Below are 15,918 nucleotides of genomic sequence, written 5' to 3' on the forward strand. Positions count from 1 at the left end.
GGCGGGATTGTCCATGCGACATCCGCGCTGTAGCGTCTGCCCGTACGCAACAGGCAGGGCAGGAACATGCAGGACGACTGGCAGGCGATGAGCGCGGCGGATCTGGGCCGGGGGATCGAGGCGGGCAGCATCTGCCCCGTCGCGCTGGCCGAGGGGTTTCTGGACGCCATCACGGCGCATCCGTTTGGCCCGCGCATCTATGCCCGTGACATGCGCGCGCGGGCGCTCGATGAAGCGATGGCGGCGCGGGGGCGGGCCAGGGCCGGGCTGCGGCGCGGGCCGCTGGACGGGGTGCCGGTGTCCTGGAAGGACCTGTTCGATACCGCTGGGGTGGCCAGCGAATCAGGCAGTGCGCTGCTGGCCGGGCGCGTGCCCGAGCAGGATGCCGAGGTGCTGCAGCGCATGACTGCCGCGGGCACTGTGGCGCTGGGCAAGACGCATCAGACCGAGTTTGCCTATTCCGGGCTGGGGTTGAACCCGGTCACGGCCACGCCGCCCTGTGTGAATGACCATGATGCGGTGCCCGGCGGGAGTTCTTCGGGGGCGGCGGCTTCCGTCGCCTTTGGGCTGGCGCCGCTGGCGATCGGGTCGGACACGGGCGGGTCGGTGCGGATACCGGCGGCGTGGAATGATCTGGTGGGGTTGAAGACCACCCATGGCCGTCTGTCGCTGGCGGGGGTGGTGCCACTGGCGCCGCGTTTCGATACGGTGGGGCCGCTGGCGCGCACGGTCGAGGATGCAGCCCTGGCGCTGGCCATCATGGAGGGGGCGCCGGTGCCTGATCTGCGGGGGGCCGATCTGTCCGGGGTGCGCCTGCTGGTGCTGGAGGGGGCGCCGTTCGACGATATTCGTGATCGTCCCCGCGCGGGTTTCGAGGCCGCGCTCGAGGCCATGGGCGCCGCAGGGGCGCGGATTGACCGCAAGAACCTGCCCGAAGTGTCCGAGGCGCTGGCGCTTTCGGCAATCATATACACGCCCGAATGCTGGGCGCAGTGGCGTGACCTGCTCGAAACCGCACCTGACAAGGTGTTCGCGCCGATCCTGGAGCGTTTCCGGTCCGGGCGCGATCATCTGGCGGCGGATTATGTGGCCGCCTGGAACAGGCTGAACCGGTTGCGGCGCGATTATCTGGCGGCCACCGCGGGCTATGATGCAGTGCTCCTGCCCACGGCGCCCAACATGCCCCCCGATGCGGCGCGGCTGATGCAGGAGCACGGCTATTTTACCACTGAAAACCTGCTGACGCTTCGCAATACGCGCATCGGGAACATGCTGGGGTTATGCGCCCTGACCCTGCCCACGGGGACACCCTCGGCCGGGATCAGCCTGATGATGCCACCCATGGCGGACCATCGTCTGTTGCGGCTGGGTGCGGCGGCCGAGGTGGCGCTTCGGCGCCAGTGACGCGCCGCATGGCCTGCGCCGGATGCGGCCCTGGCGCAGCGCCCACCCACCCACCCCGCTGCGCCAGGGCCGCAGGGGTCAGGTGGCATTTTTCAGGTCAGGGGCTCAGACCCAGCGGGCGAAGGGGGGCAGGCTCATCAGCACGGCATCGGGGTCATGGCTGGTTTCCAGGCCGAATTTCGTGCCGCGGTCATAGACCAGATTGTATTCCGCATAGAGCCCGCGGTGGATCAACTGCGTTTCCTTGTCGGCTTCGGTCCAGGCCTGGGTGCGGCGCTTGTCGGCCAGGGGCAGGAAAGCGGGCAGGAACGCGCGCCCGACCGACTGGGTGAAGGCGAAATCAGCCTCCCAGTCGCCTGAGCACAGATCATCATAGAAGATACCACCCACACCGCGGGCGCGCTTGCGGTGCGGGATGTAGAAATAGTCGTCTGCCCATTCCTTGAACCGCGGATAGAAGCCCGGGTCATGGGGGTCGCAGGCATCCTTGAGCACGGCATGGAAGGCAGCCGTGTCCTCGCTGTATTCGATGCAGGGGTTCAGGTCCGAGCCGCCGCCAAACCACCAGGCCCCCGGCGTCCAGAACATGCGCGTGTTCATGTGCACCGCCGGGGCATGGGGATTCTGCATATGTGCCACAAGCGAAATGCCGCTGGCCCAGAAGCGCGGGTCTTCGGCCAGGCCGGGGATTTCCTTGCGCGCGGTCAGGGATCTCTGCGCGCGATCTCCCAGCGCCCCATGCACGGCCGAGACATTCACCCCCACCTTCTCGAACACCCGCCCGCCGCGCATGACACTCATCAATCCGCCACCGGCATCGCTGCCATCCGCCGTGCCGCGCCTGGTTTCGCGCAGTTCGAACCGCCCGGCAGGCAGGTCTGAAAGCGGGCCGTCGGTATGGGCGTCTTCCAGGGCTTCGAATGCGGCGCAGATGTCATCGCGCAACTGGCGAAACCAGGCTGCGGCGCGGGTCTTCTGCGGGGCGAATGGGTCGGTCATGGGCAGAACTCCGAAACGTCTGCGCATGGGCTAGCAGGAAACCCGGACGCTGGCCAGCACCAGCGGCGCATGACCTTTGTGGAAAGCCTGCGAAGACATCGGAAACGCAATGCTGCGCGGCTTGTCCGCACAGTGGTATCAGCCAGCGCCCGCGCCCCCGAGGCGCGCAGGGTGGGTGGGTGGGCGCGGCTCGGGGGCGCTTTTGTCCTGTTGCGGGGGCGGGTGTGACCGGCAGCCGCAAGGGCGGCGTCAGTGAACGCTGACCGGTGTAAGATCGTTCTGCCGGGCCAGCACGAAGGCCATGGTCCGGTCGGTCACCAGCGCCATGCGCTCGCCTTCCTCATGATGGATCGCATAGACGCGGGTCGCGCCCTGCAATTCGCGCTGCACATCATCGGGCAATTCCGTCACATCCACCGGGCGTACATACACGATAGGCTGGGTGTCGCCTTCGGGCAGGGGGTGTTTGCTGTTCATGCTCTGCATCCTTGTCCTTGGCGGGCTCAGCCGCGGGTGATGGGGATCGACTGCTTGACTGCCTTGGGTTCAGGCCGCTGCAGGTCGATGTGCAGCAGGCCGTTTTCCAGCACTGCGCCCGAAACCTCGACCCCTTCGGCAAGTGCAAAGGCCCGCTGGAACTGCCGCGCCGCTATTCCGCGGTGCAGGAAGACACGGTCATCACCGTCTTCGCCCTGATGGCCACGGACCAGCAGTTGCCGGTTCTCGATGGTGATCGACAGCTGTTCCTCGCGGAACCCGGCCACGGCCAGGGTGATGCGGAACGCATGCGGCCCGCAATGTTCGATGTTGAACGGCGGATACCCGTCGGTTCCGGCTCGCGCGGTGCGCTCCACCAGTTGTTCCAGCTGATCGAACCCCAGCAGCAGCGGGTGCGACGGAAAGGTAATTCTGCTCATGCGGCAAGCCCTTGTATCAAGCGACATTGCAGCGGGCCCCTTGTCTGTTGCGGCGACCCGCCCGGTACAGATATGGGGGCTGGCGCCCGGCGTGCAAGGGTGCGTGGCAGCTTTGCCTTTGCCGGGGCATGCTGTATTGTCACGGACACAGAATCTCCACAGGACCTTCCATGAACGCGCCATCGGAACTGAACCACGAGGAAGTGCTGCGCATCAAGCTCGAGGTTCTCAAGCGGCAGCACCGTGATCTTGATGATGCCATCGCCGCCCTGCAGGAGCGGGCGACAGGTGATGCCCTGCAACTGCAGCGCCTGAAGAAGCAGAAGCTGGTGCTGAAGGACCAGATCGCGCGGATCGAGGACGAACTGACCCCGGATATCATCGCCTGATGGATCGGCAGTGCTGCGCATTGCGCCCGGCCCCGCGGAAGGTATAGTGCGCGCCAAATCGGGCAGGAGGCGCGCATGGCGCAGGTCAGGGTCGGGATCATCATGGGCAGCCAGTCGGACTGGCCCACCCTGCGCGAAGCCGCGCAGCTTCTGGAGGAGTTCGGCGTGGCGCATGAGGCGCGAATCGTTTCGGCGCATCGCACGCCGGACCGGCTCTGGTCCTATGGGCAGGAGGCCGCGGGCCGGGGCCTGCAGGTGATCATCGCCGGTGCGGGCGGGGCGGCGCATCTGCCGGGAATGATGGCGTCCAAGACGGCCCTGCCGGTGATCGGCGTGCCGGTGCAGACCCGTGCGCTGGGGGGGCTGGACAGCCTCTATTCCATTGTCCAGATGCCGCGCGGCTTTCCCGTTGCCACCATGGCCATCGGCGCGGCGGGGGCGGCCAATGCTGCCCTCATGGCGGTGCAGATACTGGCGCTGTCCGATCCCGCACTGGCGCAGAAACTGATCGACTGGCGCGCGGCCCTCAGCGCCTCCATTCCGCAGGAACCTTCTGATGACTGACCCCCTTGGCCCTGGCGCCGTGATCGGCATTCTGGGTGGCGGGCAGCTGGGGCGGATGCTGGCCGTGGCCGCCGGGCGACTGGGCTTGCGTGCCCATGTCTATGATCCCGCCCCGGCGCCGCCTGCTGGCGATCTGTGCCACGCCCTGACCACCGCCGCGTGGGAGGACCATGACGCCCTGCGCCGCTTTGCCGGGGCGGTCGATGTCATCACCTATGAGTTCGAGAACATCCCCGCCGCCACGCTGGACCTGCTCGAGTCACTCCGCCCGGTGCGCCCCGGTCGGCGCGCGCTGGAGGTCAGCCAGGACCGGCTGACGGAAAAGCGGTTCCTGCAGGACCTCGGCCTGGCCACCGCGCCCTTCGCCCCCATCGACAGCATGGATGACCTGGAGGCCGCCCTGGCCCGGATCGGCACCCCGGCGATCCTCAAGACCCGGCGGCTGGGCTATGACGGCAAGGGCCAGGCGCGCATCTCCGCCGCGGCCGATGCCCCCGTAGCGCTGCAGGCCATGGCCGGTGCGCCCGCCATCCTCGAAGGCTTTGTGCGGTTCGAGCGCGAGATCTCGGTCATCGCCGCGCGTGGGCTGGCCGGTGCCGTGCAAGCCTATGATCCGGGCGAAAACCTGCACGAAGGCGGCATCCTGCGCCGCACCACCCTTCCCGCCGCCATCAGCCCCGCCACCCGGACCGAGGCCGCGCTGCTGGCCGGGCGCATCCTGACCGCGCTGGACTATGTGGGCGTGATGGGGGTCGAACTGTTCGTCACCCCCGCCGGGCCGGTGGTGAACGAGATCGCCCCGCGGGTCCATAATTCGGGCCACTGGACGCAGCAGGGCTGCACCGTTGACCAGTTCGAACAGCATATCCGCGCCGTGGCGGGCTGGCCCCTGGGCGATCCGCGCCGCCATGCCGATGTCGAGATGGAGAACCTGATCGGCGATGACATGGACCGGGTGGCGCAGATCATCACCGAACCCGGCGCGGCGCTGCACCTTTATGGCAAGACCGAAACCCGCCCGGGCCGCAAGATGGGCCATGTGAACCGCATCAGGACCTGAGCCCGGTCACGCCGCGGGGCAGACCGCCTGCGCGGCGGCGGCGCGGCGGGCCTCGCTGGCGCGGCGGATGCGCAGATCCTCCAGCTTGCGCCGCTCGGCCGCCATGTCTACGGCCTGCGGGCGGTCGCGGGTGAACGCTTCCTGCCGGGTGCAGAACAGGGTGTCTTCGCGCGGCCAGGCGCAGAGTTCGACCACCGTGCGCGTGTCCACCTCGCGGGTGATGGCATAGCCGCGGGCGATATTGCCCTCGGTCTCGGCGATCAGCCCGTCCAGCACCTGCAATTCGTTGGTCGCCGCGCGCAGGCACCGCTCCCGTGGTGAGGCGCAGGCCCCCAGGATCAGGGCGGCAAGCGGCAGAAGCAGGATCAGGCGCATCAGAGGATCTCCCGGAAGACCCGGCCCAGTGTAGTTCATTCCAAGCCATGAATGAAGTGCGCTTGCGCACATCAACACAACCGCGTCAGCCAGCGCCCTTCTCTGCTGCGCTTTCGCAGCAGAGAGCGCCCCGAGGCGCGCAGGGTGGGTGGGTGGGCGCGGCTCGGGGCGCGCTCTTTGCCTTCACCGGCCACAGGCCGTGGCGCTGCACAACTGCCTGGCGGTCAGAAGCGCCAGCCGGGGCGGCGCGGCACGCGCACCGCCAGCATCGGCTTGATCAGGGGCGAGGCAAAGCGGCGCAAGTCCAGCGCCTCATGCACGCCGGTGGTTTCCTCGCCCCCGATCCGGGTGCGCACCTGCGCGCGACTGTAGAAGGGCGCGTCCAGCATCCCCATCACCTGTTTCGGCCGATACCCTTCGTCGGCGCGGGTTTCGCGCCGCACGGCCCAGAGGCTGCGGGCAAAGCGGGTGCGCGGCGGCGCTTCGACCGTCTCGATGTCGCCCTCGGGTGTGAAATGCAAAGCAGTTTGCGATGCGCTGCCATCCATCAGCGTGGCGTCATAGAAACAGGTGGTCCCGCCCCGGTGCGGAAACCGCCCCCAGGTCCAGAACCGGAAATCCGCTTCCAGCGCGGCGCTGCCGCGATTGGCATCCATGTACCCATGCCCCTGCCAGCGGTGGCCTTGGCTCAGATCGACCTCGACCCGCGCGATAGGGGCGATCGGGCGCCAGTGGTGGCGGCCATCGGGGGTCAGCGCAACCTCATGGTCGAACACCGTGGCTGGGGTCAGGGTGATGCGCCCGCGCACCCGGCTGATTAGGGGCGGGGATGAAATCTCGTTCACCTCCACCACCAGCTGCCCGCCTTGCCAGTGCATGGCGCTTGGGCCCACTTCGAAGCTGTCGCGGCTCTGGCGCAGGGCGCCGCGGCCGCGGTCGGTCATGGTGAAGCGTCCGCCCGGGCCATAGGTGGCCACGTTGATGCAGCAATGGTTCTGCGGATCGCGCCGCCCTGACCAGCGATACCAGGGCGAGAACACCGAGCCGACAAACCCGATCACCGAGAGCGCGCGCGTCCCGCAATCGCTGATCGCGTCCAGATACCACCAGGCATAGCCATCGGGCGCGACCTCGGTGCTGAAATCCGGTCCTCCAGCACCGCCGCTGCCGCGTTGCGCCCCGAAAGCGCCGCCATCGGCAGGCCCGCCCCCGGATGCGCCCCGCCCCCAGCCAGATACAGCCCCGGCAGCCGGGTCCGCGCCGTCGGCCGCAGAAAGGGCGCCATGGTCCCGTGCGGGCTGCGCCCGTAGATCGCCCCCCCGCTGCCCGGAAACAGCGCCGCGAAATCTCCCGGCAGGGTCAGGTTCTCTACCCCCGGCTGCGGGTCGAGGCGCAGCCCGAAACGGTCCAGCCGTGCGAAGGTATTGGTCAGGCATGATTGGGCCTCGTGGTCTGAAGTGGTTTCGGCGCCGGGGCGCAGCGGGGGCGCGTTCAGGATGAACTGGAACCGGGTCAGCCCGCCCGGGTCTGCCAGGCCCTGCCCGTCGGCGCAGATATAGATGGTGGGCTGGTCAGGGGAGCGGCCCTGGGCCAGGGGGGTGAACTCCTCCCCTTCCGCGCGCGCGAAGAACAGATTGTGATGCTGCAGCGGCGGGCCCGAGGCGCGCGCGGCAAAGGTCCAGACCCGCGCCGAAAGACTGCGCGGCGCATGGGCGCTGGCGGGCAGTGCGGCCTGCGCCGGAGCGCCCAGCAATCCTGCCGAGAGTGCGCCGGGGTCGCCGTTGAACACCACCTGCGCACAGCCGATCCGCGCGCCCCCGGGCAGGATGACGGCGGCGACACGGCTGGATTGCACCTCGATCCGCTGCACGGGCGTGTTCAGGCGCAGGGTGCCGCCCAGACCTTCGAACACCCCGGCCAGTACCCCTGCCAGCCGGTGCAGCCCGCCGGGTATGGTCCAGACGCCTGCGGCCTCGGCCCGCCAGATCAGGCCCAGAACCGCCGGAACGCGCGCGGGAATGCCACCGACATAGGTGCTGTAGCGCCCGAACAGCTGGCGCAAGCGCGGGTCGGTGAACTGGGCGCGCAACAACCCTGCCAGCGACCGCCCCGGCAGCAGCAGGGGCCACAGCGCCGGATCGCGCAGCGCGGTCGCCGTGGCGCGTGACAGCTGCGGCTGCTGCGCCAGCATCATCGGCCCTTCGAAGGCGGCATAAAGCCGGGCCATCCGGGCATCGAAGCGCCGGAATTCGGCACTGGCGCGCGCGCCAAACGCCTGCCCGATGGCGTCGGCGCTGGCCTCGGGGTCGGCAAACAGGTCCAGTTGCGGGCCGTCCTGCCACCAGTGCCGGGCCAGACAGGTCAGCGGGCGCAACGCCAGATGCTGCTCCAGCGTGGTGCCCGCTGCGGCAAACAGATCGTCGAACACGCCGCGCAGGGTCAGCACCGTGGGTCCCGCATCCACCGGCCCGGCCGCGCTGGGCAGGGCGCGCAACTTGCCGCCGGGGGTGGCGTGCGCCTCGCACAGCGTGATATCCATTCCGGCGGCGGCCAGCCGTATCGCTGCCGCCAACCCACCAATGCCGGCACCAATCACCACGATTTTTTCACGGGCCATGTTCATGCTATCAATTCTTGACACATGTTGCCAAACTGTCCAGTGTAATTTACACTTTGATTGTCATTGAAAGCTTACAGAGCATCGGAGGCCCCATGGACATCTCGCGCAGACTGGAACTGGCCATGTCGGCAACCATTGACCGGGCACAGGCGGGCGGGCCGGGGCGGCTGGCGCATGCGCTCAATTACGCGGTTCTGCCCGGCGGGGCGCGGATCCGGCCCACTATTTGCCTGTCGGTGGCCATGGCCTGCGGCGATGACCGGCCCGCGCTGGCCGATGCCGCCGCCGTGGCGCTGGAGCTGATCCATTGTGCAAGCCTGGTGCATGATGACTTGCCGGCCTTTGACAATGCCGATTTCCGGCGCGGCAAACCCACCGTGCATATGGCCTTTTCCGAGCCGCTGGCCGTGCTGACGGGTGATTCGCTGATCATCGCCGCGTTTGATGCCTTGACCCACGCCGCGCCAGCCGACGCGATGCGCGCGCTGTCGCTGGTGCGACTGTTGGCCCATCACACGGGTATGCCCCACGGGATTTGCGCCGGGCAGGCCTGGGAGAGTGAGCCTGAGGTCGATCTGCGCGCCTATCACCGCTCGAAAACCGCGGCGCTGTTTGTCGCCGCCACCCAGATGGGCGCGGTTGCCGCCGGGCAGGAGGCCGAGCCCTGGCAAGAGCTGGGCGCCCGCATCGGTGAGGCATTCCAGGTGGCCGACGATCTGCGCGATGCGCTCTATGACGCCGAGACCCTGGGCAAGCCCGCGGGACAGGACGCCGCGCTGGCCCGCCCATCGGCGGTTGAGGAACTGGGCGTTCAAGGCGCGATCAAGCGCTTGCGCGATATCCTATCGGGGGCGATTGCCTCGATCCCCTCATGCCCGGGCGAAGCGCAACTGGCTTCGATGGTGCAGCTTTACGCCGAACGCATGACCCCGGTGGCGCCGGTCCGGGTCTGACCCCGGTGTCTGGCACTGCGGCAGCGGGGCAGGGGGGGCAGCCCTCAGCGGCCGCGCCCGAAGGCCCGCGCGCAGGGCAGGCCGGAACAGATGCGAGCGCTGATCCTGCGCGCCCGCGGATGTCCGGCTGGATCAACCGGCTGGCCGCGAACCGGCGGTTCCAGGCTGCCATGGCGCGGATACCCGGGGTCCGGCGGCTGGTGCGTGCCGAAGGGGCCGCGATATTCGACGAGATGCAGGGGTTTGTGCGCAGCCAGGTGCTGATGGCGCTGGTGGAGCTGCGCGTGATGCACCGCCTGGCCGAGGGGCCGCTGGCCCCCGAGGCTCTGGCCGGGCAGATCGGCCTGCCGCCCGCGCGGGCGCAGGTGCTGCTGCAGGCGGGCGCCGCGATGAAGCTTTTGCGCCGCCGCCGTAACGGCGCCTTTGCCCTGTCGCCGCGCGGGGCGGCCTTTCTGGCGGTGCCGGGGTTGGAGGCGATGGTGCGCCACCACCGCGTCCTCTACGATGATCTGCGCGACCCGGAGGCCTTCTTTCGCGGTGAAACCGATCCGGCGCTGGCCCGTTTCTGGCCCTATGTTCTGGCTGGCGGGGCCGGGGCGCAGGACGCGGCGCGGTATTCGCATCTGATGGCCGAAAGCCAGGCGCTGATCGCCGAAGAGACCCTGGCCGCGGTTTCGCTGCGTGATGTCCGGCACCTGATGGATATCGGCGGCGGCACCGGGGCGTTCCTGCGCGCCGTGCGGGCCCGCGCGCCCGGGGTGAAGCTGTCGCTGTTCGATCTGCCCGAAGTTGTGGCAGGCGCGGCCCTTCCGGCTGATGTGGCGCGGCTGGGCGGCAGTTTCCGTGACGGGCCCTTGCCGCAGGGGGCGGATGCGATCAGCCTGATTCGCGTGTTGTATGACCATGATGACGCCAGTGTGGCGAATCTGCTGCAGGCCGTGCATACGGCGCTGCCGCCCGGGGGCAGGTTGATCCTGTCCGAGCCGATGTCCGGCGGCGTGCGTCCTGATCCACAGACAGATGTGTATTTCTCAGTTTACACTTTGGCCATGAAAACCGGCCGCACACGGTCGGCGCAGACCCTGCAGACGAGCCTGCAGGCCGCCGGATTTCGCCAGATTCGCCCTGCAATTGCGCGAAGGCCCTATGTGACCTCGATTATTCAGGCCTTTGCCTGACGGATGCGTAAATAATCCGCGCCAAACATGTCTAGTTTGATTGACAGCAAGACATGTAAGTATAGAATGACAATCAGAGAGCAATACCAAACAGGGCGCGGGTGAGTCGCGCCAGGGAGTTTCCGCCGTGCAAACCGCTGCGATCCTGTTGAAAGCCCCCCGTGCGCTGTCCCTGGCGCAGGTTGGGCTTGTCGATCCGGGCCCGCAGGATCTGGTTGTACGGATCCTGCACTCGGGCATTTCGACCGGCACGGAAAAGCTGTTCTGGACTGGTGAGATGCCGCCCTTTCCGGGCATGGGCTATCCGCTGGTGCCGGGCTACGAGGCTGTCGGCGAGGTCGTTGAAGCCGGGCCGCAGACCGGGTTCCGGGTTGGTGAGCGGGTGTTCGTTCCCGGGGCAAATTGTTTCGCGGCCTTGGAGGAGGGGCCTGTGTACGGGCTTTTCGGGGGTGCGGCGCAAACTCTTGTGACCCGGGCTGACCGGGTCACGCGGGTGGATGCCGGAATGGGTGCCGAAGGTGCGCTGCTGGCGCTTGCCGCAACCGCCCGCCACGCGCTGGCCGCTGAAAACTCGGCGCTGCCGGATCTGATTGTGGGTCATGGCGTCTTGGGGCGTCTGCTGGCGCGGATCACTGTGGCGCTGGGTGCGCCGCCCCCCACGGTGTGGGAGGTCAACCCGGCCCGGCGCGCGGGCGCAAAGGGATACGCGGTTCTGGACCCCGATACCGACACGCGGGGTGACTATCGCGCGATCTATGATGCCTCGGGGGCCGAGGGCCTGCTGGACAGTCTGATCGGGCGTATCGCCAAGGGGGGCGAAGTGGTGCTGGCGGGCTTCTACACCCAGCCGATCCAGTTCGCCTTTGTCCCCGCCTTCATGCGCGAGGCGCGGCTGCGGATCGCAGCCGAATGGACGCCTGCGGATCTGGAGGCCACGCGCGATCTGATCGACGGTGGCGCGCTGTCGCTTTCGGGGCTGATCACGCATCACGCCCGGCCGGACCAGGCCGCGCGCGCCTATGAGACCGCGTTCGGTGATCCGGACTGCCTGAAGATGATACTCGACTGGGAGGCCTGAATGACGCTTGACGTGCCCAACCTGAAGGATTTTGACCAACGCTTGCGCGACGAGGCGGGCGAGGATCCGACCCTGGAGGTTCCGCAGGATCCGCCCAGCAAGAAGACCCAGATCATTGCCATCTATGGCAAGGGCGGGATCGGCAAGAGCTTCACCCTGGCCAACCTGTCCTGCATGATGGCCGAACAGGGCAAGCGCGTCCTGCTGATCGGCTGCGATCCGAAATCCGACACCACCAGCCTGCTGTTCGGCGGCAAGGCCTGCCCGACGATCATCGAAACCTCGACCAGGAAGAAGCTGGCGGGCGAGGAGGTGGGCATCGGCGATGTCTGCTTCAAGCGCTCGGGCGTGTTCGCCATGGAATTGGGCGGCCCGGAAGTGGGGCGCGGCTGCGGTGGGCGCGGGATTATCCACGGGTTCGAGCTGCTGGAAAAGCTGGGCTTCCATGACTGGGATTTCGACTATGTGCTGCTCGATTTCCTGGGCGATGTGGTCTGCGGCGGCTTCGGCCTGCCGATTGCGCGGGACATGGCGCAGAAGGTGATCGTTGTCGGCTCGAACGACCTGCAGTCGCTCTATGTGGCGAATAACGTATGCTCGGCGGTGGAATACTTCCGCAAGATGGGCGGCAATGTCGGCGTGGCCGGGCTGGTCATCAACAAGGATGACGGCACCGGCGAGGCGGCGGCCTTTGCGAAATCGGTGGATATTCCGATCCTGGCGGCGATCCCGGCAGATGACGATCTGCGCAAGAAATCGGCGAATTATCAGATCGTCGGCACGGCGGCGGGCCCCTGGGGCGCGCTGTTTGCCGAACTGGCCGAGAATGTGGCCGAAGCGCCTCCGCTGCGCCCGGTGCCGTTGAGCCAGGACGGGTTGCTGGGGCTGTTTGACAGCAAGGATACCGGCGGCGACGTGGTACTGGTGCCTGCGACTGACGCGGATATGCGCGGCAAATACGCGGCGCCGAAGAAATCGCTGGAAGTGGTCTATGACGATGTCTGAGCGGACCGGATACGAGGTCGGCTATGATGCGGCCGGCGCGGTCAGCATCGCGCGCGCCGATGCGCCGAACGCGGCGCCCGGGGCCGCAGCCGACGGCATGGGCTGCCACGCGCCCGCCGAGAAGATGGATGCCGCGGCGCGCGCAGCCGGGAATGGCGAGGTACTGGACCAGTTCGCCAGGGACTATCCGCGCGGCCCGCATGACAAGCCCGAATCCATGTGCCCGGCCTTTGGCTCGCTTCGGGTCGGGCTGCGGATGCGGCGGGTGGCGACGGTGCTCTCGGGCTCGGCCTGCTGTGTCTATGGGCTGACCTTTGTGAGCCATTTCTACGGGGCGCGGCGCTCTGTCGGCTATGTGCCCTTCAGCAGCGAGACGCTGGTGACGGGCAAGCTGTTCGAGGATATCCGCGAGGCGGTGCATGAGCTGGCCGATCCGGACCGCTATGACGCGGTGGTGGTGACGAACCTGTGCGTGCCCACGGCCAGCGGCGTGCCCTTGCGGCTGTTGCCCAAGGAAATCAACGGTGTGCGGATCGTGGGCATCGACGTGCCCGGGTTCGGTGTGCCCACCCATGCCGAGGCCAAGGATGTGCTGGCCGGCGCCATGCTGGCCTATGCCCGGGCCGAGGTCGAGGCCGGGCCGGTGCCCGCGCCGGTGGGCGGCAAGTCCGACCGGCCCAGCGTGGCCTTGCTGGGCGAGATGTTCCCCGCCGATCCGATGATGATCGGCGCCATGCTGGCGCCCATGGGGCTGGCCGCGGGGCCGGTGGTGCCCACGCGCGAATGGCGTGAGCTGTATGCGGCGCTTGATTGCGGGGCGGTGGCGGCGATCCATCCGTTCTATGCGGCCTCGGTGCGCGAATTCCAGGCGGCGGGGCGGCCCATCGTCGGCTCGGCGCCGGTTGGGGTTGCGGGCACGCATGACTGGCTGGCCGCCATTGGCGAGGCGTTCAACGTGAACCCCGGCCAGATCGCGGCGGCGCAGAATGCCTTTGTCCCGGCGGTCAAGGAGGCCCTGGCGAAAGCGCCGGTCAAGGGGCGGATCACGCTCTCGGGCTACGAAGGCTCGGAGCTGCTGGTGGCGCGCCTGTTGATCGAAAGCGGCGCGGATGTGGCCTATGTGGGCACGGCCTGCGCAGCCTCGGACTGGTCGGCGGCGGATCGTGACTGGCTGGAATCGCGCGGGGTGGTGGTGAAGTTCCGCGCCTCGCTGGCGGATGATCTGGCCGCTTGCGACGGGCTGGACCCTGACCTGGTGATCGGCACCACGCCGGTGGTGCAGCACGCCAAGGAGCGCGCGATCCCGTCCTTGTATTTCACCAATCTGATCTCGGCGCGCCCGCTGATGGGGCCGGCGGGGGCGGGGTCTTTGGGCGAGGTGGTCAATGCCGCCATCGCCGGCAAGGCCCGGATGGACCATATGCGCGAGTTCTTCGCCGGCGTGGGCGAGGGCGATACCGCCGGGATCTGGGAGGGCGCGCCCAACCTGCGCCCCGAGTTCCGCGCCAACCATCAGAAGAAGCTGGATAAACAAGCGCGTGCCGCCAAGGCACAGGAGATGATCTGATGCTGGTTCAGGATCATGACCGCGCGGGCGGCTACTGGGGCGCTGTCTATGCGTTCTGCGCCGTCAAGGGCTTGCAGGTTGTCATCGACGGCCCCGTGGGGTGTGAGAACCTGCCTGTGACAAGCGTTCTGCATTACACCGATGCGCTGCCGCCCCATGAGTTGCCCATCGTGGTGACGGGGCTGGGCGAGGAAGAACTGGGCCGCGACGGCACCGAAGGGGCCATGAAGCGCGCGTGGAAAGTGCTGGACCCGGCGCTGCCAGCGGTGGTGGTGACCGGATCGATCGCCGAGATGATCGGCGGCGGCGTCACCCCGCAGGGCACCAACATCCAGCGCTTCCTGCCGCGCACGATTGACGAGGATCAGTGGGAAGCCGCCGACCGGGCGATGACCTGGATCTTTACCGAATACGGCATGACCAAGGGCCGGATGCCGCCCGAGAAGAAGCGCGAAGAGGGCGCGCCCCCGCGCGTCAACATCCTCGGCCCCATGTATGGCACGTTCAACATGCCCTCGGACCTGGCCGAGATCCGGCGTCTGGTCGAAGGGATCGGGGCCGAGGTCAACATGGTCATGCCGCTGGGCGCCCATCTGGCCGAGATGCGCAATCTGGTGAATGCCGATGTCAACATCGTCATGTATCGTGAATTCGGCCGCGGTCTGGCCGAGGTTCTGGGCAAGCCCTATCTGCAGGCGCCCATCGGCGTCGACAGCACGACGAAATTCCTGCGCTCGCTGGGCGCGTTGACGGGCCTGGACCCCGAACCCTTCATCACGCGCGAGAAGCACTCCACGCTGAAGCCCGTCTGGGATCTGTGGCGCTCGGTCACGCAGGATTTCTTTGCCACCGCCAGTTTCGCCGTGGTGGCGAACGAGACCTATGCCCGCGGCCTGCGCAACTATCTGGAAAACGATCTGGGCCTGCCCTGCGCCTTTGCCACCGCCCGGGTGCGCGGCGCCAAGACCAACAACGAGGAGGTGCGCGCGCAGATCGCCGCGAAGCGCCCGCTGGTGGTCTTTGGCTCGATCAACGAGAAGATGTACATGGCCGAGATGAAAGCCGGCCATGGCCCGGCCCCGGCCTTCATCCCCGCCTCTTTCCCCGGCGCGGCGATCCGGCGGCACACGGGCACGCCCTTCATGGGCTATGGCGGCGCGGCCTATGTGCTGCAGGAGGTCTGCAACGGGCTGTTCGATGCGCTGTTCCACATCCTGCCGCTGGGCAGCCAGATGGACAGCGCCGATGCCACGCCCACGACCCTGCGGCGCGATTTCCCCTGGGACGCCGACGCCCAGATCGAGCTTGACCGCATCGTGGCCGAGCACCCTGTCCTGACCCGCATCTCTGCGGCGCGCAGCCTGCGCGATGCGGCCGAAAAGGCCGCGCTGGACCAGGGCGCCGAGCGTGTGATGCGCGAGACTGTCCTTGCCCTGCGCGACGGGGCGGGGGCGCAGACCCTGCAACGCCAGGGCACCGACTCATCCAAACGGAGGAACGATCATGGCTGACTTTACCGTCAATTCGCCGCGCGGCCGCGGCGCGGCGCGCCCGGGCGGGGCGCTGGAATACCGGCTGTATTTCGCGGTCATGTTCATCCTGGCGCTGCCCTTTGCGCTGCTGGCCTATTTCTGGGCCGTCACGCGCCACGCGCGCATCCCCGCGCAAGGGCCGCTGGCCCGCGCCCGGGCCGAGGCACATCAGATTGTGCCCATGATCTTTCGCGGCTGAACCATCGGTTGCGATCCATGTCTTCCGGTGCCGGTGACTCCGGCTCGGTCGAAGTGAGGCGGGGCATTCATGCGCCGT

At 67.9% G+C, this 15,918-nt stretch carries 17 protein-coding genes; 11 read left to right on the plus strand and 6 right to left on the minus strand.

Annotated elements, in window-relative coordinates:
- Positions 1 to 66: 66 nt before the first annotated feature.
- Positions 67 to 1,404: an amidase gene (locus HUK65_RS11445; RefSeq protein ID WP_235442076.1), complete on the plus strand. Its 1,338-nt coding sequence runs from the start codon at positions 67 to 69 to the stop codon at positions 1,402 to 1,404.
- A 105-nt stretch (positions 1,405 to 1,509) separates the two neighbouring features.
- Here HUK65_RS11445 and hemF read toward each other — a convergent pair whose 3' ends face one another.
- From hemF to HUK65_RS11460, 3 genes are all read right to left on the minus strand, one after another.
- A complete protein-coding gene (hemF, locus tag HUK65_RS11450) occupies positions 1,510 to 2,403 on the minus strand; it encodes an oxygen-dependent coproporphyrinogen oxidase (RefSeq protein WP_179906404.1) in 894 nt (297 codons plus the stop codon).
- Between the two features lie 249 nt (positions 2,404 to 2,652).
- The gene (locus HUK65_RS11455; protein ID WP_179906405.1) at positions 2,653 to 2,880 is read right to left on the minus strand and encodes a DUF1150 family protein; all 228 of its coding nucleotides are present in this window, start codon (positions 2,878 to 2,880) and stop codon (positions 2,653 to 2,655) included.
- Between the two features lie 26 nt (positions 2,881 to 2,906).
- Positions 2,907 to 3,320: an Hsp20 family protein gene (locus HUK65_RS11460; protein WP_179906406.1), complete on the minus strand. Its 414-nt coding sequence runs from the start codon at positions 3,318 to 3,320 to the stop codon at positions 2,907 to 2,909.
- Positions 3,321 to 3,490: 170 nt separating this feature from the next.
- On the opposite strand from HUK65_RS11460, the gene HUK65_RS11465 reads away from it, so the two are divergent.
- The 3 genes from HUK65_RS11465 (at position 3,491) to HUK65_RS11475 (ending at position 5,333) form a co-directional block, all read left to right on the plus strand.
- Positions 3,491 to 3,709 carry a YdcH family protein gene (locus HUK65_RS11465; RefSeq protein WP_179906407.1) on the plus strand — a complete coding sequence of 73 codons (219 nt, stop codon included), beginning with the start codon at positions 3,491 to 3,493 and terminating at the stop codon, positions 3,707 to 3,709.
- Positions 3,710 to 3,784: 75 nt separating this feature from the next.
- On the plus strand, positions 3,785 to 4,273 hold the full coding sequence (purE, locus tag HUK65_RS11470) for a 5-(carboxyamino)imidazole ribonucleotide mutase (protein ID WP_179906408.1): 489 nt from the start codon (positions 3,785 to 3,787) through the stop codon (positions 4,271 to 4,273).
- Positions 4,266 to 5,333 carry a 5-(carboxyamino)imidazole ribonucleotide synthase gene (locus tag HUK65_RS11475; protein WP_179906409.1) on the plus strand — a complete coding sequence of 356 codons (1,068 nt, stop codon included), beginning with the start codon at positions 4,266 to 4,268 and terminating at the stop codon, positions 5,331 to 5,333. The genes purE and HUK65_RS11475 overlap by 8 nt, the downstream gene beginning before the upstream one ends.
- A gap of 6 nt (positions 5,334 to 5,339) precedes the next feature.
- Here HUK65_RS11475 and HUK65_RS11480 read toward each other — a convergent pair whose 3' ends face one another.
- From HUK65_RS11480 to crtD, 3 genes are all read right to left on the minus strand, one after another.
- Positions 5,340 to 5,708: a hypothetical protein gene (locus HUK65_RS11480; RefSeq protein ID WP_179906410.1), complete on the minus strand. Its 369-nt coding sequence runs from the start codon at positions 5,706 to 5,708 to the stop codon at positions 5,340 to 5,342.
- 224 nt (positions 5,709 to 5,932) lie between these two features.
- Positions 5,933 to 6,769, minus strand: a complete 837-nt coding sequence (gene crtC, locus HUK65_RS11485) for a carotenoid 1,2-hydratase (RefSeq protein ID WP_179906411.1) — start codon at positions 6,767 to 6,769, stop codon at positions 5,933 to 5,935.
- Positions 6,766 to 8,331, minus strand: coding sequence for a 1-hydroxycarotenoid 3,4-desaturase CrtD (gene crtD / locus HUK65_RS11490; protein ID WP_407692431.1), 1,566 nt, complete (start codon positions 8,329 to 8,331; stop codon positions 6,766 to 6,768). The genes crtC and crtD overlap by 4 nt, the downstream gene beginning before the upstream one ends.
- Positions 8,332 to 8,420: 89 nt before the next feature.
- Here crtD and HUK65_RS11495 point away from each other — a divergent pair, with 89 nt between their 5' ends.
- The 7 genes from HUK65_RS11495 (at position 8,421) to pufQ (ending at position 15,840) form a co-directional block, all read left to right on the plus strand.
- Positions 8,421 to 9,281 carry a polyprenyl synthetase family protein gene (locus HUK65_RS11495; protein ID WP_179906413.1) on the plus strand — a complete coding sequence of 287 codons (861 nt, stop codon included), beginning with the start codon at positions 8,421 to 8,423 and terminating at the stop codon, positions 9,279 to 9,281.
- Between the two features lie 119 nt (positions 9,282 to 9,400).
- A complete protein-coding gene (locus HUK65_RS11500) occupies positions 9,401 to 10,459 on the plus strand; it encodes a methyltransferase (protein WP_179906414.1) in 1,059 nt (352 codons plus the stop codon).
- A gap of 127 nt (positions 10,460 to 10,586) precedes the next feature.
- Positions 10,587 to 11,537 carry a chlorophyll synthesis pathway protein BchC gene (bchC, locus tag HUK65_RS11505; protein ID WP_179906415.1) on the plus strand — a complete coding sequence of 317 codons (951 nt, stop codon included), beginning with the start codon at positions 10,587 to 10,589 and terminating at the stop codon, positions 11,535 to 11,537.
- A complete protein-coding gene (locus HUK65_RS11510) occupies positions 11,538 to 12,542 on the plus strand; it encodes a chlorophyllide a reductase iron protein subunit X (RefSeq protein WP_179906416.1) in 1,005 nt (334 codons plus the stop codon).
- 97 nt (positions 12,543 to 12,639) lie between these two features.
- Positions 12,640 to 14,109 carry a chlorophyllide a reductase subunit Y gene (gene bchY, locus HUK65_RS11515; protein ID WP_235442102.1) on the plus strand — a complete coding sequence of 490 codons (1,470 nt, stop codon included), beginning with the start codon at positions 12,640 to 12,642 and terminating at the stop codon, positions 14,107 to 14,109.
- On the plus strand, positions 14,109 to 15,620 hold the full coding sequence (gene bchZ / locus HUK65_RS11520; protein WP_179906418.1) for a chlorophyllide a reductase subunit Z: 1,512 nt from the start codon (positions 14,109 to 14,111) through the stop codon (positions 15,618 to 15,620). Before bchY ends, bchZ begins: the two co-directional genes overlap by 1 nt.
- Positions 15,613 to 15,840, plus strand: coding sequence for a cytochrome PufQ (gene pufQ / locus HUK65_RS11525; RefSeq protein WP_179906419.1), 228 nt, complete (start codon positions 15,613 to 15,615; stop codon positions 15,838 to 15,840). The genes bchZ and pufQ overlap by 8 nt, the downstream gene beginning before the upstream one ends.
- Positions 15,841 to 15,918 lie beyond the last annotated feature (78 nt).

The sequence above is a fragment of the Rhabdonatronobacter sediminivivens genome (genome assembly GCF_013415485.1).
In the GTDB taxonomy this organism is placed as follows: Bacteria; Pseudomonadota; Alphaproteobacteria; order Rhodobacterales; family Rhodobacteraceae; genus Rhabdonatronobacter; species Rhabdonatronobacter sediminivivens.

Excerpts from the sequence above, each read along its gene's own strand:
- HUK65_RS11445 (WP_235442076.1), top strand. The coding sequence starts at position 67 with ATGCAGGACGACTGGCAGGCGATGAGCGCGGCGGATCTGGGCCGGGGG.
- hemF (WP_179906404.1), bottom strand. The coding sequence starts at position 2,403 with ATGACCGACCCATTCGCCCCGCAGAAGACCCGCGCCGCAGCCTGGTTT.
- HUK65_RS11455 (WP_179906405.1), bottom strand. The coding sequence starts at position 2,880 with ATGAACAGCAAACACCCCCTGCCCGAAGGCGACACCCAGCCTATCGTG.
- HUK65_RS11460 (WP_179906406.1), bottom strand. The coding sequence starts at position 3,320 with ATGAGCAGAATTACCTTTCCGTCGCACCCGCTGCTGCTGGGGTTCGAT.
- HUK65_RS11465 (WP_179906407.1), top strand. The coding sequence starts at position 3,491 with ATGAACGCGCCATCGGAACTGAACCACGAGGAAGTGCTGCGCATCAAG.
- purE (WP_179906408.1), top strand. The coding sequence starts at position 3,785 with ATGGCGCAGGTCAGGGTCGGGATCATCATGGGCAGCCAGTCGGACTGG.
- HUK65_RS11475 (WP_179906409.1), top strand. The coding sequence starts at position 4,266 with ATGACTGACCCCCTTGGCCCTGGCGCCGTGATCGGCATTCTGGGTGGC.
- HUK65_RS11480 (WP_179906410.1), bottom strand. The coding sequence starts at position 5,708 with ATGCGCCTGATCCTGCTTCTGCCGCTTGCCGCCCTGATCCTGGGGGCC.
- crtD (WP_407692431.1), bottom strand. The coding sequence starts at position 8,331 with ATGAACATGGCCCGTGAAAAAATCGTGGTGATTGGTGCCGGCATTGGT.
- HUK65_RS11495 (WP_179906413.1), top strand. The coding sequence starts at position 8,421 with ATGGACATCTCGCGCAGACTGGAACTGGCCATGTCGGCAACCATTGAC.
- HUK65_RS11500 (WP_179906414.1), top strand. The coding sequence starts at position 9,401 with ATGTCCGGCTGGATCAACCGGCTGGCCGCGAACCGGCGGTTCCAGGCT.
- HUK65_RS11510 (WP_179906416.1), top strand. The coding sequence starts at position 11,538 with ATGACGCTTGACGTGCCCAACCTGAAGGATTTTGACCAACGCTTGCGC.
- bchY (WP_235442102.1), top strand. The coding sequence starts at position 12,640 with ATGGGCTGCCACGCGCCCGCCGAGAAGATGGATGCCGCGGCGCGCGCA.
- bchZ (WP_179906418.1), top strand. The coding sequence starts at position 14,109 with ATGCTGGTTCAGGATCATGACCGCGCGGGCGGCTACTGGGGCGCTGTC.
- pufQ (WP_179906419.1), top strand. The coding sequence starts at position 15,613 with ATGGCTGACTTTACCGTCAATTCGCCGCGCGGCCGCGGCGCGGCGCGC.